This window comes from Candidatus Margulisiibacteriota bacterium, from assembly GCA_041661965.1.
GTDB lineage: Bacteria > Margulisbacteria > WOR-1 > O2-12-FULL-45-9 > XYB2-FULL-48-7 > XYB2-FULL-45-9.
The window spans coordinates 38,516-59,775 of sequence record JBAZTH010000002.1 but is presented as its reverse complement, the minus strand read 5'-3'; the positions used below and the strand labels follow the sequence as shown (position 1 = coordinate 59,775).

The window sequence follows — 21,260 nt, the reverse complement described above, 5'->3', positions numbered from 1 at the left end:
ACTCCTCATGAATTGTTTTCCTCTAATTATCGGCAAAATTGCAGGCGATATTGATTGAGTGGAAAGAGATAATTTGTTATCATACGTTCATGAAAGAAGTTGAACTGCAGAATATTCAAGGCCTTTTGGAAAAAGAGGCCGAGGAAAAGCTGAAAAAATACGGGTATAACGAACTTCCTTCGCAAAAACAGCGCAACTTTTTGCAAATTCTTTGGAACGTGGTCCGCGAGCCGATGCTCATGCTCCTTCTCGGTAGTGGTTTAATTTACATTATTCTCGGCGAATTAAAAGACGCTTTGATGCTTTTGACCTTTGTTTTTGTCGTTATTGGCATAACCTTTTACCAGGAACGGAAAACCGAGCGGGCTTTGGAAGCGCTCCGCCATCTTTCCTCCCCCCGGGCGCTGGTGATCCGCGACGGGAGCCAAAAAAGGATCCCGGGTCGCGCCGTCGTGATCGACGATATTATTGTTCTGCGCGAAGGGGACCGGGTTCCGGCCGATGCCTACGTTATTTTTAACTCTAATTTAATGCTTGATGAATCTCTGCTGACCGGAGAGTCGCTCTCAGTCGCCAAAAGCGAATGGGACGGCGTGAGCCGTTCGAAACAACCGGGGGGCGAGGGCCTGCCCTTCGTCTATTCCGGGACGATGATCGTTCAGGGGCATGGTTTGGGCAAAGTCTTCGCGACCGGCGCCAAGACCGAGATCGGCAAGATCGGCAAAGCGTTGGAGTCGATCCGGGAAGAATCGACCCTCCTCCAAAAAGAGACTGCCGGGATCATTAAAACTTTCGCGCTGGCCGGTCTGGTCCTTTGCGCGGTGGTCGTGGTCGTTTACGGCTTGACCCGGGGGAGCTGGATCAACGGTTTCCTGGCCGGCCTGACCTTGAGCATGGCGATGCTGCCGGAAGAATTTTCCGTCGTTTTACTGATCTTTTTAACCCTGGGGGCGTGGCGCCTTTCCAAACGGCAGGTCTTGACCCGCCAAATGCCGGCCATTGAAACGCTGGGGGCGGCGACTGTCCTGTGCGTCGATAAGACCGGGACCCTGACCCACAATAAGATGACCTTGAGCTCGCTTTTTACCGAGGGGGAAAACTGCGAAACTAAAGGGCTCAATCGGCTGGACGAGCGCTTTCACGACCTGCTGGAATTTTCGGTCCTGGCGAGCCAGAAAGATCCTTTCGATCCGATCGAGAAAGAGATCAAAGCCCGAGGAGTTGGCTGGCTGACCGGGACCGAGCATCTCCACCACACCTGGAAATTGATCCGGGAATACCCCCTCTCAAAACAGCTCCTGGCCTTATCGCATGTCTGGGAGTCGCCTGATAAGCAAAGCTACGTGATCGCGACGAAAGGGGCGCCGGAAGCGATCGCCGACCTTTGTCATTTTTCCGACGCGCAAAAAGAAGAGCTGGCCAAAACCGTTACCGGTCTGGCCGATAAAGGGCTCCGTTTACTGGCGGTCGCTAAAGCCTCGTTTCATCAAACTTCCTTGCCCGACGGTCAGCATGATTTTGATTTTAAGTATATCGGCCTGATCGGTTTTGCCGATCCGGTCAGAGAGACCGTGCCGCCGGCGGTCAAAGAATGCTACGCGGCCGGATTGCGGGTGATCATTATTACCGGCGATTATCCGGGGACCGCCAAATATATTGCCAAACAGATCGGCCTCGCCAATCCCGATCAGGTCATTACCGGGCCGGAATTAATGACCATGGACCGTCTTGAACTTCAGGCGCGGATCAAGACGGTCAATATTTTTGCCCGGGTTGCGCCGGAACAGAAATTCAATATTGTTAACGCGCTTAAATCCAATAACGAGGTCGTGGCGATGACCGGCGACGGGGTCAACGACGCCCCGGCCTTGAAATCGGCCCATATCGGGGTGGCGATGGGGGAGCGGGGGACCGATGTGGCTCGGGAATCGGCCGATATCGTTTTACTGAACGACGATTTTTCTTCGATCGTTTCAGCTGTCAGAATGGGGCGGCGGATCTATGATAACCTGAAAAAAGCGGTCGCTTATATTTTTGCCGTTCACGTTCCAATTGCCGGGATGTCTCTTTTTCCGATCTTATTTCAATTGCCGATCGTCCTCTTGCCGGCCCATATTGCTTTTATGGAACTGATCATTGATCCGGCCTGTTCGACCGTTTTTGAGGCGGAGCCGGAAGAGGACAAAATCATGCAGCGGCCGCCGCGCAAGTTGAGCGACCGGCTTTTTGACCGGAACGCCCTGGTGATCAGCCTCCTTCAGGGATTGAGCGTTCTGGCGGTCGTGATGATCGTCTTCTTGCTGGCGCTTTATCTGGGGAAGAGCGAGAACGAAGCGCGCAGTTTGACCTTTACTACCATGGTTTTTGCCAACCTGATGTTGATCCTGACCAATCTCTCCTGGACCCAAAATATTATTTACGTAATTAGAAAGAAAAATTCGGCCCTTTGGTGGGTTATCGCGGGAACTCTAGTCGCGCTTTTTCTTGTTCTTTATCTTCCTTTTCTTAGAGAGTTGTTTCATTTTGAGGTCCTTCATTTAAATGATCTTGTTATTTCTTTCTTGGGGGGAGCCGCCAGCCTGATGTGGTTTGAAGTTTTAAAGATGTTGAACCGAAAATAGCCCATATATTTGATTATTAAGCGAAAAAGGACTACAATAATGATATGAACAACGAAAACCAGACTTTTTACGGCCTTGGCCTTGCCCCAAAAACATTAGGTGTCTTGGAAAAACTTCGCTTTACGACCCCGACCCCGATCCAGCACAAAGCTATCCCGGTCGCGGTTGAAGGGAAAGACCTGGTTGGGATCGCCCAGACCGGGACCGGTAAAACTCTCGCTTTCGGCATCCCGATGATCCAGCGTTTGGCTACCGAACAGGGAAAAGGGCTGATCCTGGTCCCGACCCGTGAATTAGCTCTTCAGGTCGAAGAAAGCCTCCGCTTATTTTGCCAGGCTTACAATGTTCGCCCGGCCGTCCTGATCGGCGGCGCTTCAATGGGACAGCAGATCCAGGCGCTCCGCCGCCAAGCTCGTATCATTATCGCGACCCCGGGGCGCTTGATCGATCATCTTGGCCAAGGGAATGTTTACTTAGGCGATGCCAGGATTGTGGTCCTCGACGAAGCTGACCGGATGCTCGACATGGGTTTCGCTCCGCAGATCGAACAGGTCTTAAAAACCGTGCCGCGCGAGAAACAAACGATGCTTTTTTCCGCGACCATGCCGGTCGAGATCGTCCGGGTCGCTTCCAAATACATGAAACTGCCGATTCGGATCGAGGTTGCCCCTCCGGGGACCGCGGCCGAAAAGGTTTCCCAGGAAGTTTTTATCGTCAGAAAAGAAGCTAAATTGTCCCTGCTCTGCAAGCTCCTGGAACAATACCGGGGGACGGTCCTGGTTTTTTGCCGGACCAAACGAGGGGCTTTCCGGGTGGCCCGCGACCTGCAAGCAAGGCATATTAATGCGGCCGATATCCATTCCGACCGATCACTCGCCCAGCGGCGCGAAGCGCTGGAAGGGTTCAAACGAGGGAAATACCGGGTGCTTGTGGCGACCGATATCGCCGCCCGCGGTATTGACGTTAAAGGGATCGAGCTGGTCGTTAATTTCGACCTGCCCGATGACAGCGAGAATTATGTCCACCGGATCGGGCGGACCGCCCGGGCCGGGAGCGAAGGGAAGGCGATCTCGCTGGCGACCCCGGACCAGGAAAAAGAATTTCGCAGCATCGAAAGAATGATGAAATTGAGCATTCCTGTCGGCCGTCACCCCGAGATCATGACCGAAGGCTTTGAGCGGGGAAGTTCGGCGCCCCAAGGCCGCCATTTCCCGCAACGAGGGAGAAACGAACAACGCCGTTCGCAGGGGCGTCCTTCTTACCCCGGACGTCAGCAGTCCCAACATCGGAGACCGGAACAACCGGAGAGGCCCAGAGCCCCGCTAGCCGAGAAAAAGGTCTCGTCGCCGCCGCCACCGTCGCCAAAACAAAAATATGGTTTTGGGATCGATGACATAATCGCGGCGATGAAAAAAGACGGCAAGTAGCTAGGGAGGGGATCGATCATGAAGAAAACGGTTTTGCTGTTTTTGTTACTGCTAATTATCGCTTCCGTTGCCAACGCTAACCCCAATCGCTATAAGATCTTCATGGAAAGAGCCGGTTTTTGGGGCGGCAGTTCCTTTATGATGGTCAATACCGAGACCGGCCAAAGCTGGAAGTATAACGGCCGGATGTGGGAGCCAATTCCCAGGATCGAAGAAGAAGTGACCGGCAAACCGGATCTTTCCGTGATGATGACCAAACATGAAGAAGAAGTTAAGGCGCTTAATCTGAAACAAGCGGAAGAGATCAACTTCTTGAACGCCAAACACGAGCGGGAGATCGCCGAACTGCAAGTCCGGCTGGAAATGGCTTTGAGAGGGAAGGCGAAAAAGACGGTTTCTGCCCGTCCCAGGCAGATCAGGAAAGCCGGTCCAGATGAATCGGAAAACGGAGACAATGCGCCGCCCGCTTGGCTTAACGAAGAATAAAAATTAACGAAGACTTGATTTGACGAATTCCGCCGCTTTTTCCACGCAACCGAGGCAAGAGAGCTTGCGCCCCTGGCGGATCTCTTTGCAGCTTAGTGAACCGGCTTTTTCTTTGAACCAAGAGTCAAACTCCGATATTTTATCTGGGCTTTTCTTCTCCAACAGATGCCGGGCGGCATAGTAAGCGCCGCAAACCCCGCCGGGGGCGTTGCCGCTGCCGCAGGCGAGGAACTCGGCCACGGCCTTGTCATCATGGCCAAAGTGTTCCTGGAACGCTTTGATGACCGACTGGGCGCAGTTGAGGCGAGGGGTCCCTTTACCTAAATAGTGGTTCTTCGCTTTGTTGATTGGCATGAATCAATTATATCATTATGTTATCATTATCTTGGGTTTTGTATAAACTTGGGAGGAAAAAAAACAATGAAAAAGCTAGTTGTTTACTATTCGCTTGAAGGGAATACCCGGTTTGTTGCCGAAACGGTCGCCAAAGAACTGGGCGCCGATCTCCTGGAGCTCAAGCCCAAAAAAGATGTTAGCGTGACTTCCCCCATGCGCTTTTTTTGGGGTGGCAAACAGGTCGTAATGGGAGAAAAGCCGGAGCTTTTTCCCTTATCTAAAGAAGCTAGCGGCTATGACCTGATCGTTATTGGCTCGCCAGTCTGGGCCTTTACTTACGCACCGGCGATCAACTCATTCCTTAAGCTTCAGCCGTTAAAGGGGAAGAAGATCGCCCTCTTTTGTTGCCATGAAAGCGACCCGGCCAAGACTTTTGATAATTTAAGAAAAACTCTGTCCGGGAACGAAATTGTTGGCCAGATCGATTTCAATTATCCTTTGCGGGAAAAAGAGGGGGCGTTAAAAAAGATCGGGGAGTGGGTTAAAACGATTAAGGAGGCGACAAAAAATGCTTAAAAAAATTATTGGGCTTTTGATCGCGATCGCGGTTTGTCTCGGGGCCGGGGTTATCGGCTCGATCTTTACGATGCCGTCGATCCCGACCTGGTACGCCGCCCTTAATAAACCGTTCTTTAATCCGCCGAACTGGATATTTGGCCCCGTATGGACCCTGCTTTTTATTCTGATGGGGATTGCCGCTTACCTGATCTGGGAAAAAGGGTGGGAGAGAAAAGAGGGCAAACTCGCCTTGCTTTATTTTGCCGTCCAGCTTGGCTTTAACGTTGCCTGGTCGATCGTCTTTTTCAATTATCATTCCCCGTGGGGGGCTTTTGTTGTTATTGTTATCCTTTGGTTATTGATCCTGGAGACGATCATCCGATTTGCCAAGCTCTCCAAAACGGCCGCCTGGCTCCTCCTCCCGTATATCTTGTGGGTTAGCTTTGCCTCGGTTCTGAACCTGGCGGTGGCGCTCCTGAATTGAGCTGAAATAGCGGTTAAAAAGTAACGATATATATTGGGGAGATCGAACCCCGATTATGATTGGAGTTAAGCTAACAGAAAGCATTCAAGGGACAGCTAGCAGTCGGTTTTGGCAAAACAAGACCAGGCATAACCACTCAACCCGAAGCCTGCCCCAGCTTGCGATCGAAGCGGAAACATCGTTAAGAGCCAATGATCCCGAACTTGCTTTGAGAGATTTTCATCAGCGGCATATTATTCGTATAGTCGATCTTTATAAGGCCAGTGAAAATCCGGTCCTGACTTCCGATCAATTAGCTGATTTACGGCAATCTTTGCTGGTCAACGCCTTCCGCCTGGCTGCCGATGGGGTAGCCGGAAATTTCGCGCTTGGTTTAGCCGGGAGTGTTGCCCATCGGACCCATCCCTTTCTTTCCGATATTGATGCCGGTGTTTTTCCGGCGAGGGAAGAGGACCGGGAAGCGGCCATTAACGTTGAAATGAAAATGGCGGAAACTTTGAACAATTCCGGGATTGAAATGGATTGGGCGGTTTCCAATTGTTTTGAAAACCAACCTTTGTCTGGTTTGAGCGGCTTGTTTGAAACCGGTGGGGATGGGCATGATCGATTTGCCCCAATGCAATTAGCGGGGAAATTACCAGCTCTTTCCTTGTTGCTTGATCTGCAGTTGTTGGAGATACGAGGCGGCAAGCGGCTGGCTTATTATGAATGCCAATTAGGGGAGCTGCGCCAAAATTTATTTGGAACTCAGCCGGAGCAAATGGTTGATCTATGCTGGCAGGTTTTTACCGATGACCTTGCGACCGAAAAAAAGAGCTTTATTAATTTAAAAGCCGACGCTCTGCGGCCGTTCGGTCAAGCCTTAAGCGCGGTTAAAGTGAAATACCAGATCAAAGCCGACTCACCCTGGGTAATAATGCAAGAATTGTATGATCAAGGGCTTATTAATAGCCATCAGCGGAAAACTGTATTAGCGGCTTTTAATTATGTTTTAGGCATCAGGCATATTATTGGCTTCTCTTTGTATGATGCCGTCGATTCAATCATTCTGACCCCAGAAGCCATTGAAGCCGTGGCTCGCGTAAAGAAGACCAGCGAGAAGGAACTACTTGGCCAGGTTCGGTCTGCTTGCCGACAATTACTTGTTTTTTCCTCAGAACTGCTTGGAAAAATGAATAAGTGAAATCCGTCCCGAAATCTGACGAACAGGTAGTGAGATGTTATACGCCTTAAAAATAAACTCGCTGACCACTATTCAAAAAGCTTATTCGGCCAAACTTGGCACGGCTGACCTCAAGGTCAGAAAAAAGTATGAAGCTGTTCAGCAAGCTCTGATCCCCTTGCGTTCGATGGACGAGGTTTTTGCCAGCTCGGCCGGGATCTATGCCGGTTTACGGAACGAGAACGCAACGATGTTTTTAGCTTTTTCCCACATCGGGCAAACAATCGAGGTCCAATCGGCGGTCGGCCGGCTTCAGGGGTGTTTGCCGAGCGATCAGCCGAATAGTTTGCTGGGCGAAGCCTTAGGACGAAGGCGGGTTAGCCTTCATTTGCCGGATATTGCCGGAGTGGAAAGGAAGAGCTTAGAACAGCGGTTGGTCGGTTCGTCGGGTCGTGAGGCGATCTGCAACCAGACAATAATGGTGGAGCAGTTTTCTGAGGAAGGGTTCTTTACTAAGGCGATCTATTCCAATCGTCTATTAGCCATTGTTCCGGAAAACTTTTCCTTTGATCGAGGCGCGCTGCTGGTAACCCCGCTAGGACTTGAGCGTTCAACCGCTTTTGCCTTTGGGGCGATAATTGAACATCAGGAAAACGGGCCCTTTTCTCTTGAGGCAATAAATGAAGCCCGGACCCTTTCTCATGTCTTTACCTGGCAAATAGTTGAGAAAATTGTCGCGGAAATGTTTTCTTAAATGTTAAAATAGTTGTCATGGGGAAACTATTACTTAACGTCTGCTGCGCTCCTTGCGCTTTGCCGATCATCGATCATTTGATCGGCACGGAGCAGCGTCCGCTCGATCAATTTGCTCTCTATTTTTACGGACCGAACATCTCGCCCGAAGCCGAGTACCTGAAGAGATTGGAGGAGGCCCGGCGGATCGCCGTTCAGTACGGGGTTGAGTTCCTCGAAGGAGGGTACGACCATAACAGCTGGCTGGCTTATCTAAAAGAACGCCTTGAGGCTTCCTTGGAGAGTTACGGGGAAAATAGCGCGCGCTGCCAGCTCTGTTTTAAGTTCCGGTTATTGAATACCGCCGAATATGCCGCCGAAAATAACTTTCAGGAATTTGCCACCACCTTAAGCGTCAGCCGTTTCAAAGACGTTTCGGCGATCAACGCTTTCGGCGAGGAGTTGGCCAGGGAATATAAATTAACTTACCGGACCTTTCCTCTCGATGCCAGCCAGGCTCACAAAAAAGGGCTGGAGCTGTCGAAAAAGCATGGCGTTTACCGGCAGAGATACTGCGGCTGCGAGTTCTCGATACGAAAATGATACGAATACACTAATGGGAAACTAATTCACTAATAAAGATATTCGTGCATTCGTATTATATTCGTGTATTCGTATTATATTCGAGTATTCGTATTATATTTAAGTCGGCCAATCACCGGAACCCCGCTTAGCTCCTCGATCACTTCGTCGTTGCTCTTTTCCGCCCGGTCTTTGCCCCGGAAGCCGTTCAGGATTATCCCCATGATCTCGATCTCCTGGTCTTTCAGCGCGCTGACCGTCAGCAGGGTGTGGTTGATCGTTCCCAGGCCCGCCCGGGCGACGACGATGGTCGGCGTGTTCAGTTCTTTGATCAGGTCGATCACGCAGTAGTTGCTGGTGATCGGGACTGCCACGCCGCCGACCCCTTCGATAAGGATCAGGTCGTGTTTTTTCTCCAGCTTCTTAAAAGCGGCAAAGATCTTTTTAAGGTCGATCTTTTTCTTTTCGAGGCGGGAGGCGGAGAGGGGCGCGAGAGGATATTTTAGCTGGATTGGGTTGATCAGCTCGATAGGATCGTTTAGCTTGAGCTTCTTTTTGAGCTGGAGAGCGTCATTGTCCGGGCCGCAGGAGATCGGCTTCATTATTCCGACGTCGCTTCCCTGGCGGCGGAATTCCTCGGCCAGATATTGAGTGACGTAGGTCTTGCCTACGCCGGTATCAGTTCCCGTAATGAAGATGCCAGGCATTCGAGGTCCTCCTTGGTATGTTCGCTGGTGATCGTGATCCGCAAGCGGGCTTCGCCGTCGGGAACGGTTGGCGGACGGATGGCGGAAACGAAAAAGCCCCGGTCGTATAACTGTCGCGAGACCCGGACGGTTTTTTCGTTGTCGCCGATAATGATCGGAATGATTGGAGAAAAGGCGGAGGAATGAAAATAATTGATATTTGACCACAAACGCTCTCGTCTTTCCGGTTCCTGTTCCATAACTTCCAGCGCGGCGATGGCGGCGGCGCAGGCGCTGGGGGGGAGAGCGGTCGTGTAGATAAAACTGCGGGCTTTGTTCCGTAAGAAGTCGATCAATTCCTCGCTGCCGGCGATAAAACCACCCAGGCTGCCGAGCGCTTTGGACAGTGTTCCCATGACGATCTCCGGCTCGCCGGGTAGTTCGACCACCCCGGTGGCGTGGGCGTAGTCGGCCAGGGTGATGGCGTCATACCGCTTGGCGAGTTTAACGATCTCGGCCAGCGGGGCCAGATCGCCATCCATGCTGAAAACAGTGTCGGTGACGATCAGCCGTTTCTTGAACTTAGCTGACCGTTTTAAGACCGCTTCCAATGAGGCTAAGTCGCGGTGTTTATAGACTTGAAGTTTGGCTTTAGAGAGATGGCAGGCGTCAATAATGCTGGCATGGTTCAGCCGGTCGATAATGACGGTGTCTTCTTCTCCGACCAGGGCGGTGATCGCCCCCAGATTGGCCTGGTAACCGGTCGGGAAGAGGATGGCTGCTGCTCGTTTTTTGTAAGCGGCCAGCTTTTTGACCAGCGCCTCATGATATTTGGTCCAGCCGCAGATCAGGGCCGAGCCGGTCGCGCCGACGCCGAATTCTTTGAGCGTGGTGGCCGCTTGTTCAACAATCTTAGGGTGATTAGCAAGGCCAAGATAATTATTGGAACAGAAATTGACCAGTTGTTTGCCGTCGATTTCGATAAGTCGGCCGTTATTTTTGGTCACAGCATTGAGGGAACGATAAAGACCGGCTTGTTTCTGCGTCTCGAGTTCCTGATTGATGAACTCTAACACGTGGTCTCTTCGACCTCTAATCCCAGCGCTTTGATCATGGCGAGGTCTTGTTCGGCCGATTGGCCTGACGTCGTTAAATAATTACCAACCAAAGTAACATTTGCTCCGGCGATAAACATCAGCGGTTGCAATTGCCCGAGGGCTTTTTCCCGTCCGCCAAAGAGGCCGATATCCTGGGCCGGGAGAATAAAACGATAAGTCGCGATCAGCCGCAAGACCTCCAGTGGGGTGATCGGCTGGGGCTTAGCCGCGGCCGGCGTTCCGGCAACCGGGTTAAGAATATTGATTGGGACGGAATCGACCGCTAACTCCCGCAGGGTGAGGGCGAGTTCGATCCGCTGTTCCAGGCTTTCCCCAAGATTGAAAATTCCGCCGGCGCAGACCGCCACTCCTTCCGCTTTCGCGTTCTTGATCGTTTCGACCCGCTCGGCGTAGGTGTGGGTGGTGCAGACATTGGCGAAAAAACTTTCCGCCGCTTCAAGGTTATGATGGAGCTTTTTTAAACCGGCTTCTTTTAGCTTTTTGATCGTTGGGCGGTCGAGGATGCCGAGAGAGGCGCAGCGGTTCATTTTAGTCGAGCCGCTGATCTGCTGAAGGGCGCCGGAGATCTCGGCGAGATCCTTCTCGGTGTTGACCCCCCGGCCTGAAGTGACGATCGAGAAACAAGTCGCCTGTTGTTCTTTTTCGGCTTTCCGGGCGGTCGCGGTGATCTCCTCGGCCGGCAGGAGCGGGTAGACCTCGGCGTCGGTCTTGTAATGTCCCGATTGGGCGCAGAAGGAACAGTTCTCGCTGCAGCGCCCTGACTTGGCGTTGACGATGGCGCAGAGCCGGACCTTGTTCCCCTTGAAGTGGTGGCGGAGCCGGTTGGCGGCGGCGAGCAGTTCAAATGTCCGCTCGTCCGGGGTCGCGATCAGTTCGAGCGCTTCCGCTTGGCTGATTTTATGATCGCTTAGGACCGCTTCGGCTAAGGCTTGATGTTTCACTCTGAAATTATACCAAATCCTTGCCGGATAAGGGAGAGCTAAAAGGCGTGATTGTAATAGAAGGTGACGAAGCCACCTTCGTTAGAAACGCTGTAGTCGGCCCGCAAGGTCATGGTCGGCAGATAGAGCCGGAGGCCAAGCCCGTAATTGGTCGCCCAGCCCAGATCGAAATTCCCCGCTTCATTATAGACGCGTCCGCTATCGAGCAAGAGGACTCCTCCCAATCCCCAGATCAGGGGAAAGCGATATTCCAGGTTAGCCAGCGTTGATCCCTTGCCGCGGAAGCGGTACCAGGGATAGCCCCGCAGGTTGTTTCGCCCGCCCAGGGTCGCGTATTCGTACAGGGGGATCTTCTCGCCGCTTATTTGAACGACGGCCAAGCGGCTCGCCAGAACATGATCGGCCAGGAGGGAGACCGTCCGGGTCAGCTCGGTTTTCCAGCGGACGAAGTTGGCGGAGCCAAAGTCGATCGAGTTCATCATTCCCCAGCTGTTCGCCGGATTGAGAGGGCTATCGAACTCTTCCCCCTTCAGGAAAAAACTCACGACCTGATAATTGCGCAGCTGGTCTTCGATCTCGGTCGTGATCGGATTGAGCTGGTTGTTGATCATAAAAAGCTGGTTGTTAGAGGAGTGAAGCATCAAACCGATCCGGAGTTGTTTGGTCACCGGCTTGATCAGATAAAGCCGGAGGTTAGTGTAATTATTATTGTAATTTGAGTATTGCTTGTCGGACGTTCCCATTCCAAGGCCATAGAAACGGTCGTCGACGGCGGTCCCGACCGAAAGCTCGGTGTCGACGGCGAAAGGGGTCTTTTCATGGTCGTAGCGGAGTTCTTTGCTCGGCCAGGCGCTGGCCAGATTGACTTCCTTGGCTCCGCTGTTGACCAGGTTGAAATAGACGTTGATCAGTTCGTCGCGCTGAAAGAGGTTCCGGCTGGCGCCGAACAGGCCGCCCATCGTGCCGAGCGAGGAATCATAGAAAGCGTAAGGGAGGACATTGTAAGTAAAAGGTTTTTCTGCCGCCGCCGGTTGGGTAAAAAGGAGGAGGCAAGCGAGCAAGAACGCGGCGGCCCTTCCTTGATAATTCATTGTGGAAATTATAACATAGAGAGATGGAAATCGTTTACTTGCACGGCTTTGCCGTTGGTCCGGGGATCTGGCAAGAGCTGCCGGCCGGGTCGGCGCCGGAACTTTGTTTTGAAGATCTGGCGGTCGAAGCCCGCCGGGTGGCGGAAATGCTGCCGCCGCAGAGTTGCCTGGTCGGTTGGTCGATGGGGGGGATGCTGGCGGTCAAGGCAGCGCTGTTGGCACCGGACAAAGTCGCCCGCCTGGTCCTCATCTCCACGACCCCGAAATTCCTGGCCGCCGCAGATTATCCTGCGGGACTATCGCCCGCTTTGCTAGCCCGCTTAACGAAGAAGATCAAGCGGGAAGGTTTGGGGGCGTTTTACGAACTGGTCTTTAAAGAGAAAAAACCGGTCGCGCCGCTTGACCTGCCGCCCGATTCCGCTGCGCACGAATTAGCAGCCTTGGCGGCGGTCGATCTGCGCGAAGAGATCAGCGAACTTCGTCTGCCGACCCTGGTCGTTCACGGCGATCAAGATGAGATTTGTTTGCCGGCGGCGGCGGAATTTACCGCCAAGAATATTCCGGAGAGCCGTTTGGCCTGGCTCAAAGGGGTGGGGCATGTTCCCCAGCTTGAAGCGAAAACCGAACTGGCCGGTTTGATCGCGGATTTTGCCCATGGGTAAAGAACTGATCAAACGGAATTTTTCCCGCGGGGCCGCGGCTTACGATTCCGAGGCTATTTTACAAAAGGAAATGGCGGACCGGCTTTACGCTTTAACCGGGGTTTGTCCGACCAGGATCCTGGACCTGGGGTGCGGGACGGGCTACCTGACCAGACGGCTGGCGGAAAAATTCCCTCTCGCCAGGGTCGTGGGGGTTGATATCGCGCCGGGGATGATCGCCGAGGCCAGAGAGCGGAACCAGCGGGCGAACATCAAATATCTGGTTGCCGACGGTGAGCAATATAATGATGGCCAATATGACCTAATCGTCGCAAACGCTTCCCTGCAATGGATGAAAGTGGAGAAAGTTTTTAATAATGTGCTAAAATTACTCCTTCCCGGCGGGCGATTTGTTTTTGCCACTTTCGGGCCCGGGACCTTGGCCGAACTCAAAGCCTGTGGCTTCCGCATTAATGATTTTCCGGCTCCGGTGAAGTTAGCAGAGAGCCTAAAGTCTTTTTCCCAGGTGGAGGTGAAGACCGACCTCGTCAGACAGACTTTTCCCGGAGTTAAGGAGCTGGTCGGTCATTTGCGGTCGATCGGGGCGAACAGTCCGATCAATAGCGAGAAACCGGGGAAGATCACCGGCTTAAAAAAACGGCCGTTTACTGCGAGTTACGAAGTTATAATAGGAACGGCAATTAAATGATAAAGACGGAAACCTGCGGGACTGATGAAAAAGGTTGTCAATGAGAAACGTAAACTTGTCCCGATCGGATCGGGACGGCTTCCAAGTTTTATTTAACCGCGCAATTAATTGCGCGGTTAAATTGGAGGCCGCGACGATATTGTCGCAGGCCTCCGGGAATTAATTAAATGATCAAACGGCTTTACCATAAATTTAAAGAACGGCGCGACTTAACCGATGGGAGCATCGCCAAGAACATCTTTTTCCTGGCGACCCCGATGATCGTCAGCAACTTTTTACAGACAATGTTTGAGCTGGTCAATATGTTCTGGGTTGGCCGGCTCGGTTCCACCGCTTTGGCGGCAGTGGCGATGAGCGGCTCGATCATCATGGTCGTGATGTTTATGATGATGGGGATCGGCGTCGGGACGACCGCCATGGTCGCCCGGGCGATCGGCGCCAAGGAGCATGGCCGGGCCGAACGAGTCGTCCAGCAATCGCTGATCATTGCTTTGGTCGGTTCAATTATATTAGCGGTCCTTGGCTATGTTATATCCGCGCCGCTATTGCAACTCCTGGGGGCGACGCCGGAAGTGATGCCGCTCGGGACAAGCTACATGCACATTACCTTTGCCGGGTCCTTTGTGATCTTCTTTATGTTCCTGATCATGGCGGTCCTGCAGGGGGCGGGGGACACGATGACCCCAATGCTGATCCTGGCTTTCTCGATCCTCCTGAACACGATCCTTGATCCGCTCCTGATCTTCGGAGTTGGTTTCTTTCCGGAAATGGGAGTCCCGGGCGCGGCTCTGGCGACGATCATTTCGCGCGGCATCGGTTGTTTGGTCGCCTTTGAGGTCATGATCCGGGGGCGGTCGCACATCCAATTGAAGCTCCATGATTATAAAATTGACGGTTCGGTCATTAGTCGAATCTTAATGATCGGCTTTCCCGCTTCGATCCAGATGACCCTGCGTGGCTTGATGGGAGTTGTCTTGATGTGGGTCGTGGCCGGTTTTGGGACGATGGCGGTCGCGGCTTATGGGGTTAGTATCAGGCTTAGCATGCTGCTTTTAATGCCGGGTTTTGCCATGGGGATGGCGGCGGCGACGATGGTCGGCCATAACCTGGGAGCGAAAAAACCGGAACGGGCGGTCCGGACCGCTTGGATCGCTTCGGCCATCTATGGGTCGTTTATGGCCGTAATGGGTTTGATCTTTTTTGTTTTTGCCGGCCCGTTGATCGCTTTTTTCGATCCTAATCCGGAAGTGGTCCGGATCGGGGCGGTGATCATGCAGATAACCGGGATCGGTTGCCCCTTTATCGCGCTGGGCTTGATCCTTGACCGTTCGATCTCGGGGGCGGGGGATACGATGGTGACGATGATCAACACTTTCTTGTCGCTCTGGATCATTCAGATCCCGTTGGCGATAATTCTTTCGGAACAGCTGGGGATCGGCGTCGACGGGGTCTGGTATGCCGGGCTGATTGCCCAGATCGCGTTGGCCGCTTTGAACCTCGGGTGGTTCCTGACCGGACGCTGGAAACATAAGAAAGCCTAGCGGAATTTCGAGAGAGCCCTTGACCCTTATCCCATGACCGCTTTATACTTCCGATATGGACGGACTTTCTATTTTCATCGGGGGCCGGGCGGGAGACGGGATCGACCAGGCCGCGGTCCTGATCGCCAAGCTTTTGAACCAGCTTGGTTTCCGGCTTTACGTCTATCGCGATTATCCCTCTCTGATCCGCGGCGGACATACCTTCTCCATCATTCGGGGAGCAAAAAACAAGATCGGCAGCCATCGCCAGACCGTTGATATTTTGCTTGCCTTGAACCAAGACTGCATTGATAAACATAAAGAGAAACGCCACAGCAAGACGGTGGTGGTCTTTGATTCCGAAGTGGTTAAAACTGACGGCTTGGGGCTGCCCTTAACTTCGCTGGTCAAAGCGGCGGGAGCCCCGGCGATCGTCCGCAACACCGCCATGCTTGGCGCTCTGGCGAAGGTCCTGGGTCTGCCGTGGGAAAAACTGGAGAATGTCCTCCGCGCCAACCTGAAGAAAGAAATTGAGATCAATTTAAACCTGGCCCGGCAGGGATATGACGCCGCCACGGTCCACTTGAAAGTCGACCAACAAAACCCCGATCTCTTGCCGTTTGTCACCGGCAACGAAGCGCTGGGCCTCGGCCTAATGGCGGCCGGGTTGGACGCTTATGTTGCTTATCCGATGACCCCATCGTCGACTATTCTTCATTTCCTTGCCCAACAGGCGGAAACGTTTAGTTTGCAGGTCGTCCACCCGGAGAGCGAGATCGCCGTGATCATGATGGCCCTTGGCTTTGCTTACGCCGGAAAAAAAGCGGCGGTTGGAACTTCCGGCGGCGGGTTTTGCCTGATGACCGAAAGCTTGAGCTTTGCCGGGATGGCGGAATTGCCGATCGTCGTGGTCTTGGGCCAGCGGCCGGGCCCAAGCACGGGCTTGCCGACCTATTCTTGCCAGACCGAACTGAACTTTGCTCTCTCGGCGGGACAGGGGGAATTTACCCGGCTGATCGTCGCGCCGGGGGACGCGGAGGAAGCTTATTACTGGAGCGGGGTCGCGCTCCGCTTGGCCTGGCAGTTCCAGTTGCCGGCGATCATTTTGACCGACAAGAACGTGGCTGAAGGAGCTTATAGTTTCGATCCCGCGTCCGTTAAAGCTTTCCCGGAAGAAAAAACGCTTTTGTGGGACGGGCAGGGCGATTATCGCCGCTACGCGAAAACGGAGAGCGGCGTCTCGCCGCTGGCTTTCCCGGGCCGGGCCGGAGCGGTCGTTAAGATCAACAGTTACGAACACGAAGAAGACGGGACGACGACTGAAGAGGCCGCGACAACTAAAACGATGCAGGACAAACGCTTGCGGAAAGAGCTGGCCTTGCTCAAAGAGATCGAAACACTTGACGCGGTCGCGGTTTACGGTAAGAAAAGCGCCAAAACGGCGGTTGTTTGCTGGGGTTCGAACAAACATTTGTGCCTTGAAGCGACCGAGAAGTTCGATGTTCGGATCGTTCAGCCGCTGGTCCTGAACCCGCTCCCCCTAACGCTGCTCCGGCGGGCCTTGTCGGGAGTTGAAGAAATAATTGTCGTTGAAGATAACGCGACCGGCCAGTTGGCGCAATTGCTGAAGGCGGCCGGTTATAAGATCGACGCGCTGGTCTTAAATTACGACGGCCGACCGCTGACCGTGGAATTACTGGAAGAGCGATTGGCGAGGACGATAAAATGAACTATCTGACTAATTCGCCTAATTATTGGTGTCCGGGGTGCGGCAATTTCGCGATCTTAAACGCGATGAAAGGGGTACTGGACGAACTTAAAGCCGGAGGCGTTCCCCTGGAGACGGTCGTCTTGGCGGCGGGGATCGGCCAGCATGGGAAGCTGGCCGACTATTTGAACCTCAACAGTTTTTACGCCCTGCACGGCCGGGCGATCGCCGGGGCAGAAGGGATCAAGCTGGCCAATTCCAAATTAAAGGTGATCGTCTTTGTCGGCGACGGCGATTCTTACGGTGAGGGGTTGGAGCATCTCCTCTTTGCCGCCAAGCGGAATATCGATCTGACCGTCGTGGTCCACGACAACCGGGTCTACGCGCTGACGACCGGCCAGTACACCCCGACTTCGCCTTATGGTTTCAAGGGGCGGTCAACGCCGGGCGGGACCGGCGAGCATCCGTTCAATCCGCTCGAACTTTTGCTTTCCGCCGGGGCGACCTACCTGGCCCGGGGTTATTCCGCCAAGATCGATCAGCTCAAAGCCTTGATCAAAGAGGCCGTGCTTCATCCCGGCTTCGCGCTGATCGATGTCCTGCAGGTTTGTGTTACTTTTTTTAATCAATACGATAATTATAATCAGCGGATCTACGAGCTGGTCGGCCACAATCACGCTAATTATGACGAGGCTTTCCGGAAGATCCGGGAGTGGAATTATGATGACGAGGCGAAAATAGCCCTCGGCAAGCTCTATCAGACGACCAGGCCGACCTTTGAAATTCCCGTTAAAGGAGGAGTTAATAGGGCCGAGCTGGTAAACACAATTTTAAAAAGGATGGTTTAAATTATGAATTATAATATCGCGGTTGAGGATATCGTTAAAATGGCCATTAAAATCGAAGAAAATGGGGAGATGGTTTATCGCTATCTGACCAAACAGTTCGAAGTTGAGGAGATCAAGCAACTTTTTAAATTGTTAGCGGACCAGGAGACTTATCACAGAAGTTACTTTGAGGGGCTTTTGTCTACATTGATAAAGGGGCCGCAATCTCAAATGAGCCTCGACCGGGATAAGCTTGATTATTTAAAGGGTTTTGCGGGTGAACATGTGTTTCTGCCGGACAATGTCTTGGCTTTGGTCGGTAAAAAAATCGGCTCGAAAATCGAAGTTTTTGATTTCGCGTTGCTGGCCGAGAAAGAGACGGCGGAGTTCTACGAAAAACTTTTAGGTTTAATCCCGGTGGAAGAAAGAGCGGGAGTGGAAAGGATAATCGTGCAAGAAAGAAACCATTACCAGATTTTGACCAAAGAAAAAGAAAAAATTATTAATTCGGGAGGGAAGTGAAATTGATGGCAACTTTTTTCCACGCCGACGAAGTCCTGCAAGGGGCGGTCAGGATCGAAGAAAACGGGGAAGCGTTATACCGGAAACTGGCGGAGCAGTCGGGCGATCCGAAGTTTAAAGAGGTCTTTAAATATTTAGCGGAACAGGAAGTTAAACATCGAGGAATTTTTCTGGCCCTCCTTTCCAAGCTCGGCCATTCGCCGCTGTCCGAAAGCTTTCCCGGAGAATATTACGAGTATCTGAAAGGTTTTGCCGACGAGCATATTTTTACGCCGGGACTGGTCGCGATGTTTTCGGCCAAGGAGCTCAAAGACCCGGCGGAAGGGATCGCGATCGCCCTGAAAGCGGAGATCGATTCGATCCTCTATTACCTGGAGCTGAAAAGCCTGGTCCCGCAAGCGGAGCGGCCGGTTTTGGATAAGATCATTGAAGAGGAGCGGCGCCACTACGTCCGGTTGTTGCGGCTTAAAGCCGCTTGATTCCAGGCCTGATCTCGTATTTCTGTTCGATCTTTTCCGGGTAATACGACATTTTTGCTTTGCGCAGGCCGGGGATCCCCAGGTCCTGTTCCAGGTTGATGCGGGGATAATCGGCAAATGTTTTGGAGCAGGCTTCTTGCCACAAAGTCTGGGTCACCCCTTGGGCGGTGGTGTCGCTGTATTGGAAATGGGCCGTAACGGTGTTTTTATTCAGCCGACTGCCGATCACAAAGGCTTTAAGTTTTCCTTCGGCAACTATTGCCCCGCCGGACAGCCGCAAAGTTTCGAAGAGATCGAACGCTTTGGTTAAGGCGGTTTTTTGGGCGGTATAAGCGAGCTTTTGAAAGAACTGGGTCGCTTTACGCGCCTCGAACCACTCCTCAAAGAGGGCTAACGCTTGTTCTTTAAAAGCGGGGGTGACGGGCAGATATTGATAGTCGGGGAAATGCTTCTTGAATTTCTTGATATGGTTGCGCTTGCCGTCAAAGCGCCGCCCTTTGAATTCGGCCAATTCTTTGGTGAGATAAACATAGTCGCTTTGCCCCCGCAGGCAATGGGCGCGCAATAGTTTTAAGGGGAGCGTGAGCAGGCTTTTTTCGGAAACCCGCGAAAGCCGGCCGGTGTGCCGCAGACAGACCGCGATGGTTTCCTCTATTTTTTGGTCGCCGACCGGTTCAAGAAAATAAGGGGAGTCGTTTATCAGATGGATCAGGAAACAGAGATTGCCGTTGATAAACGTGTAGGCGCCGCGGTCAAAGTCCTGCCAAAGATAGAGATTACTAACCGCCAGTTCGCAGATTGTCGGCTGATAGCGGGTGAGGTGTTCAGTCAAAAGAGGGAGATCCGCCGGTTCCAGGTTTTTAAAGTTAGGGTATTCAGGCCGCATGTCGTTTTACCATGCAGACGCAAAGCGCGGGGTGACAGCGCGCGCACTCCATTTTGTCCTTTTTGGGAAGAAAAGGGGGCGGCGCCGTTGGGGCGAACCCAAAACGCCGAAAAAATTCCGGGATGATCGTATAGATGTAAACATCTTTCTTGGTTTGCGCCAGTGATTGGGCCATGAGGAAGCTGGCAATTCCCTGGTTTTGTTCCGACGGTTGTAAGGCCAGCGAACTTAGGAAGCAATAGTCTTTATATTCGTCGATCTTCACGATCCCGACGACGATCCCGGACTTTTCCGCGACCCGGAAATTGTCCCAGCTTTGGGCGGCGATATCCTCGTCAACAGATTTAAGGATGCTTTTAATTTGGGGGAGGTCGGCCGCCCGGGCGTGCCTGATCATTACCATAGTAGATATTCTACCAGAAAGAGCTTGACAAATGAACATATATATTGTATTATACTAATAATATGATTAATAGGGAGATTGAAAAACAAGCGGAATTACTGAAAGCGGTGGGGCATCCCGCCCGGCTGGCGATCGTCAAAGGGTTGGCCGAGAACGAATGCAACGTCAATAAAATGGTTGCCGGGCTTGCTCTGCCGCAATCGACCGTTTCCCAGCATTTGAACGTTTTAAAAGCGGCCGGCGTTATTGAGGGGGAGCGCCGCGGCGTTAAGGTTTGTTACCGGGTCGTTGATCCTTTTATCAGAAAAGTTTTACAAATAAAATAGGAGGGATATATCATGGTTAGAGAGATTTCAGACCGGGAATTCGTGACCGAAGTTGAAGAGGGAAAAGGGGTGGCGTTCGTCGATTTTTGGGCTCCCTGGTGCGGTCCCTGCCGGGCCATGGCGCCGGCCTACGAAAAAGTCGCGGCTAAATATCCGGCGGCCAAGTTCCTGAAGATCAATACGACCGATCATGTCGAAAAAGCCGGTGAACTCGGCGTGACCGGCATTCCCTGCATCATTGTTTTTAAGGACGGCAAGGAAATTGATCGGCTGATCGGCATGCGGCCGGAGCCGGTCTTCGAAGCGGAGGTTAAACGCTTTCTGAAAGCCTAGGCAGAAGCGGCGCCATACTTATTATGGAAAGCGAATTGTTCGAGCGGGAGCCGCGGCGGCCTGGCCTTTTCAGCCTCGATCTGGTCGCCGGAGAGGCGCGGGCTGATTGTCGTTGTATGTTTGCCGATATTGACCAGGGTCAAGAGGGTCATCTCTTCCGGGACAACTAAGATTTCCTTAGCATTTTTTTGGTTGTAACCGGAGATCGGGTGGGCGACAAGGCCCAGCTCGGTCGCGCGGAGAATCAGAAGGGCGGTCGCCATTCCGGTGTCGAACATAAAATATTCACGCCCGTCTTTCATCACGCAGTCGTCTTCTTTTTTACAGCAGACGGCGACGATCATCGAATCATCATAGGTCCATTCATTCCCGGTTGACATCGCCGTCTTTAGCTTCGCCAGTTGTTCCGCTTCATAGACGAAAACGAAGCGCCAGGGTTGTTTGTTGAAGCAGGAAGCGGAAAGACCGGCGCAGGTCGCCAGTTCGGTAATTAATTCCGGAGTGATTTTGACCGGGATCAGGGAGCGGTAGGCGCGCCGTTCGTTAATGGCGGTCTTGACGTCCATTTTTATTCCCCCTTGTTGCTTCCTCGATCGACTCGGGGTTCAGTATAGCGGCTCCCCAACCTGACTGTCAAGAAAAGGGTTTGACTTGGATTGCAAAAGAGCCTAAAATTCCGGCA

The 21,260-nt window shown here is 52.7% G+C and carries 25 protein-coding genes; 17 read left to right on the top strand and 8 right to left on the bottom strand.

What is annotated here, in order from left to right; translation table 11 throughout:
- Positions 1-89: 89 nt before the first annotated feature.
- From WC772_03160 to WC772_03150, 3 genes are read left to right on the top strand one after another with little or no spacing between them, the layout of a single operon-like run.
- Positions 90-2,621, top strand: coding sequence for a cation-translocating P-type ATPase (locus WC772_03160; GenBank protein ID MFA6169751.1), 2,532 nt, complete (start codon positions 90-92; stop codon positions 2,619-2,621).
- 44 nt (positions 2,622-2,665) lie between these two features.
- Complete coding sequence (locus tag WC772_03155; GenBank protein ID MFA6169750.1) at positions 2,666-4,048, top strand: DEAD/DEAH box helicase; 1,383 nt, start codon at positions 2,666-2,668, stop codon at positions 4,046-4,048.
- 18 nt (positions 4,049-4,066) lie between these two features.
- Positions 4,067-4,534, top strand: coding sequence for a hypothetical protein (locus WC772_03150; GenBank protein ID MFA6169749.1), 468 nt, complete (start codon positions 4,067-4,069; stop codon positions 4,532-4,534).
- A 3-nt stretch (positions 4,535-4,537) separates the two neighbouring features.
- Here WC772_03150 and WC772_03145 read toward each other — a convergent pair whose 3' ends face one another.
- Positions 4,538-4,888, bottom strand: coding sequence for a C-GCAxxG-C-C family protein (locus WC772_03145; GenBank protein ID MFA6169748.1), 351 nt, complete (start codon positions 4,886-4,888; stop codon positions 4,538-4,540).
- Positions 4,889-4,954: 66 nt separating this feature from the next.
- Between WC772_03145 and WC772_03140 the strand changes: the two genes are divergently transcribed.
- Genes WC772_03140 through WC772_03120 form a run of 5 tightly spaced genes read left to right on the top strand, consistent with a single transcriptional unit; the run spans position 4,955 to position 8,409 of the window.
- Positions 4,955-5,446 carry a flavodoxin gene (locus WC772_03140; GenBank protein MFA6169747.1) on the top strand — a complete coding sequence of 164 codons (492 nt, stop codon included), beginning with the start codon at positions 4,955-4,957 and terminating at the stop codon, positions 5,444-5,446.
- Positions 5,439-5,912, top strand: coding sequence for a TspO/MBR family protein (locus WC772_03135; GenBank protein ID MFA6169746.1), 474 nt, complete (start codon positions 5,439-5,441; stop codon positions 5,910-5,912). Before WC772_03140 ends, WC772_03135 begins: the two co-directional genes overlap by 8 nt.
- A 55-nt stretch (positions 5,913-5,967) precedes the next feature.
- Positions 5,968-7,095: a hypothetical protein gene (locus tag WC772_03130; protein MFA6169745.1), complete on the top strand. Its 1,128-nt coding sequence runs from the start codon at positions 5,968-5,970 to the stop codon at positions 7,093-7,095.
- 34 nt (positions 7,096-7,129) lie between these two features.
- A complete protein-coding gene (locus WC772_03125; GenBank protein MFA6169744.1) occupies positions 7,130-7,828 on the top strand; it encodes a hypothetical protein in 699 nt (232 codons plus the stop codon).
- Positions 7,829-7,845: 17 nt separating this feature from the next.
- Entirely contained in the window at positions 7,846-8,409 is a 564-nt protein-coding gene (locus tag WC772_03120) for an epoxyqueuosine reductase QueH (GenBank protein MFA6169743.1), read from the top strand.
- A gap of 74 nt (positions 8,410-8,483) precedes the next feature.
- Here the strand turns inward: WC772_03120 and bioD are convergent, their stop codons facing one another.
- The 4 genes from bioD to WC772_03100 are packed head-to-tail and all read right to left on the bottom strand — an operon-like array spanning position 8,484 to position 12,224.
- Positions 8,484-9,095, bottom strand: a complete 612-nt coding sequence (gene bioD / locus WC772_03115) for a dethiobiotin synthase (protein MFA6169742.1) — start codon at positions 9,093-9,095, stop codon at positions 8,484-8,486.
- Positions 9,056-10,150, bottom strand: coding sequence for an 8-amino-7-oxononanoate synthase (gene bioF / locus WC772_03110; protein MFA6169741.1), 1,095 nt, complete (start codon positions 10,148-10,150; stop codon positions 9,056-9,058). Before bioF ends, bioD begins: the two co-directional genes overlap by 40 nt.
- Positions 10,144-11,133: a biotin synthase BioB gene (gene bioB, locus WC772_03105; protein MFA6169740.1), complete on the bottom strand. Its 990-nt coding sequence runs from the start codon at positions 11,131-11,133 to the stop codon at positions 10,144-10,146. The genes bioF and bioB overlap by 7 nt, the downstream gene beginning before the upstream one ends.
- 38 nt (positions 11,134-11,171) lie before the next feature.
- Positions 11,172-12,224 carry a BamA/TamA family outer membrane protein gene (locus WC772_03100; GenBank protein ID MFA6169739.1) on the bottom strand — a complete coding sequence of 351 codons (1,053 nt, stop codon included), beginning with the start codon at positions 12,222-12,224 and terminating at the stop codon, positions 11,172-11,174.
- Between the two features lie 23 nt (positions 12,225-12,247).
- Between WC772_03100 and WC772_03095 the strand changes: the two genes are divergently transcribed.
- The 7 genes from WC772_03095 to WC772_03065 all read left to right on the top strand — a co-directional run bounded on the left by WC772_03095 (position 12,248) and on the right by WC772_03065 (position 18,630).
- The gene (locus tag WC772_03095) at positions 12,248-12,886 is read left to right on the top strand and encodes an alpha/beta fold hydrolase (GenBank protein ID MFA6169738.1); all 639 of its coding nucleotides are present in this window, start codon (positions 12,248-12,250) and stop codon (positions 12,884-12,886) included.
- Entirely contained in the window at positions 12,879-13,574 is a 696-nt protein-coding gene (locus WC772_03090; protein ID MFA6169737.1) for a methyltransferase domain-containing protein, read from the top strand. Before WC772_03095 ends, WC772_03090 begins: the two co-directional genes overlap by 8 nt.
- Before the next feature lie 167 nt (positions 13,575-13,741).
- Entirely contained in the window at positions 13,742-15,115 is a 1,374-nt protein-coding gene (locus WC772_03085) for an MATE family efflux transporter (GenBank protein ID MFA6169736.1), read from the top strand.
- Between the two features lie 55 nt (positions 15,116-15,170).
- The gene (locus WC772_03080) at positions 15,171-16,823 is read left to right on the top strand and encodes a 2-oxoacid:acceptor oxidoreductase subunit alpha (protein MFA6169735.1); all 1,653 of its coding nucleotides are present in this window, start codon (positions 15,171-15,173) and stop codon (positions 16,821-16,823) included.
- Positions 16,820-17,650 carry a thiamine pyrophosphate-dependent enzyme gene (locus tag WC772_03075; GenBank protein MFA6169734.1) on the top strand — a complete coding sequence of 277 codons (831 nt, stop codon included), beginning with the start codon at positions 16,820-16,822 and terminating at the stop codon, positions 17,648-17,650. Before WC772_03080 ends, WC772_03075 begins: the two co-directional genes overlap by 4 nt.
- A gap of 3 nt (positions 17,651-17,653) precedes the next feature.
- Positions 17,654-18,151 carry a ferritin family protein gene (locus WC772_03070; GenBank protein MFA6169733.1) on the top strand — a complete coding sequence of 166 codons (498 nt, stop codon included), beginning with the start codon at positions 17,654-17,656 and terminating at the stop codon, positions 18,149-18,151.
- Positions 18,152-18,156: 5 nt separating this feature from the next.
- On the top strand, positions 18,157-18,630 hold the full coding sequence (locus WC772_03065) for a ferritin family protein (GenBank protein ID MFA6169732.1): 474 nt from the start codon (positions 18,157-18,159) through the stop codon (positions 18,628-18,630).
- Here the strand turns inward: WC772_03065 and WC772_03060 are convergent.
- The gene (locus WC772_03060) at positions 18,617-19,516 is read right to left on the bottom strand and encodes a phosphatidylglycerol lysyltransferase domain-containing protein (GenBank protein ID MFA6169731.1); all 900 of its coding nucleotides are present in this window, start codon (positions 19,514-19,516) and stop codon (positions 18,617-18,619) included. The genes WC772_03065 and WC772_03060 overlap by 14 nt on opposite strands.
- Complete coding sequence (locus WC772_03055; GenBank protein MFA6169730.1) at positions 19,506-19,919, bottom strand: GNAT family N-acetyltransferase; 414 nt, start codon at positions 19,917-19,919, stop codon at positions 19,506-19,508. Before WC772_03055 ends, WC772_03060 begins: the two co-directional genes overlap by 11 nt.
- Positions 19,920-19,981: 62 nt before the next feature.
- Here WC772_03055 and WC772_03050 point away from each other — a divergent pair, with 62 nt between their 5' ends.
- Positions 19,982-20,245 (top strand): metalloregulator ArsR/SmtB family transcription factor, encoded by a 264-nt coding sequence (locus WC772_03050; GenBank protein ID MFA6169729.1) that lies wholly within the window; start codon positions 19,982-19,984, stop codon positions 20,243-20,245.
- 12 nt (positions 20,246-20,257) lie between these two features.
- A complete protein-coding gene (locus WC772_03045) occupies positions 20,258-20,578 on the top strand; it encodes a thioredoxin domain-containing protein (protein ID MFA6169728.1) in 321 nt (106 codons plus the stop codon).
- Here the strand turns inward: WC772_03045 and WC772_03040 are convergent.
- Complete coding sequence (locus WC772_03040; protein ID MFA6169727.1) at positions 20,575-21,144, bottom strand: nitroreductase family protein; 570 nt, start codon at positions 21,142-21,144, stop codon at positions 20,575-20,577. The genes WC772_03045 and WC772_03040 overlap by 4 nt on opposite strands.
- Positions 21,145-21,260: the final 116 nt, after the last annotated feature.

What these genes read in the sequence shown, in the direction of transcription:
- WC772_03055 (MFA6169730.1), bottom strand. Translation starts at nt 19,919, where the DNA reads ATGGTAATGATCAGGCACGCCCGGGCGGCCGACCTCCCCCAAATTAAA.
- WC772_03125 (MFA6169744.1), top strand. Translation starts at nt 7,130, where the DNA reads ATGTTATACGCCTTAAAAATAAACTCGCTGACCACTATTCAAAAAGCT.
- WC772_03095 (MFA6169738.1), top strand. Translation starts at nt 12,248, where the DNA reads ATGGAAATCGTTTACTTGCACGGCTTTGCCGTTGGTCCGGGGATCTGG.
- WC772_03060 (MFA6169731.1), bottom strand. Translation starts at nt 19,516, where the DNA reads ATGCGGCCTGAATACCCTAACTTTAAAAACCTGGAACCGGCGGATCTC.
- WC772_03050 (MFA6169729.1), top strand. Translation starts at nt 19,982, where the DNA reads ATGATTAATAGGGAGATTGAAAAACAAGCGGAATTACTGAAAGCGGTG.
- WC772_03145 (MFA6169748.1), bottom strand. Translation starts at nt 4,888, where the DNA reads ATGCCAATCAACAAAGCGAAGAACCACTATTTAGGTAAAGGGACCCCT.
- WC772_03090 (MFA6169737.1), top strand. Translation starts at nt 12,879, where the DNA reads ATGGGTAAAGAACTGATCAAACGGAATTTTTCCCGCGGGGCCGCGGCT.
- WC772_03075 (MFA6169734.1), top strand. Translation starts at nt 16,820, where the DNA reads ATGAACTATCTGACTAATTCGCCTAATTATTGGTGTCCGGGGTGCGGC.
- WC772_03120 (MFA6169743.1), top strand. Translation starts at nt 7,846, where the DNA reads ATGGGGAAACTATTACTTAACGTCTGCTGCGCTCCTTGCGCTTTGCCG.
- WC772_03150 (MFA6169749.1), top strand. Translation starts at nt 4,067, where the DNA reads ATGAAGAAAACGGTTTTGCTGTTTTTGTTACTGCTAATTATCGCTTCC.
- WC772_03135 (MFA6169746.1), top strand. Translation starts at nt 5,439, where the DNA reads ATGCTTAAAAAAATTATTGGGCTTTTGATCGCGATCGCGGTTTGTCTC.
- bioD (MFA6169742.1), bottom strand. Translation starts at nt 9,095, where the DNA reads ATGCCTGGCATCTTCATTACGGGAACTGATACCGGCGTAGGCAAGACC.
- WC772_03080 (MFA6169735.1), top strand. Translation starts at nt 15,171, where the DNA reads ATGGACGGACTTTCTATTTTCATCGGGGGCCGGGCGGGAGACGGGATC.
- WC772_03140 (MFA6169747.1), top strand. Translation starts at nt 4,955, where the DNA reads ATGAAAAAGCTAGTTGTTTACTATTCGCTTGAAGGGAATACCCGGTTT.
- WC772_03040 (MFA6169727.1), bottom strand. Translation starts at nt 21,144, where the DNA reads ATGGACGTCAAGACCGCCATTAACGAACGGCGCGCCTACCGCTCCCTG.
- WC772_03070 (MFA6169733.1), top strand. Translation starts at nt 17,654, where the DNA reads ATGAATTATAATATCGCGGTTGAGGATATCGTTAAAATGGCCATTAAA.
- WC772_03065 (MFA6169732.1), top strand. Translation starts at nt 18,157, where the DNA reads ATGGCAACTTTTTTCCACGCCGACGAAGTCCTGCAAGGGGCGGTCAGG.
- WC772_03100 (MFA6169739.1), bottom strand. Translation starts at nt 12,224, where the DNA reads ATGAATTATCAAGGAAGGGCCGCCGCGTTCTTGCTCGCTTGCCTCCTC.
- WC772_03155 (MFA6169750.1), top strand. Translation starts at nt 2,666, where the DNA reads ATGAACAACGAAAACCAGACTTTTTACGGCCTTGGCCTTGCCCCAAAA.
- WC772_03045 (MFA6169728.1), top strand. Translation starts at nt 20,258, where the DNA reads ATGGTTAGAGAGATTTCAGACCGGGAATTCGTGACCGAAGTTGAAGAG.
- WC772_03085 (MFA6169736.1), top strand. Translation starts at nt 13,742, where the DNA reads ATGATCAAACGGCTTTACCATAAATTTAAAGAACGGCGCGACTTAACC.
- WC772_03160 (MFA6169751.1), top strand. Translation starts at nt 90, where the DNA reads ATGAAAGAAGTTGAACTGCAGAATATTCAAGGCCTTTTGGAAAAAGAG.
- WC772_03130 (MFA6169745.1), top strand. Translation starts at nt 5,968, where the DNA reads ATGATTGGAGTTAAGCTAACAGAAAGCATTCAAGGGACAGCTAGCAGT.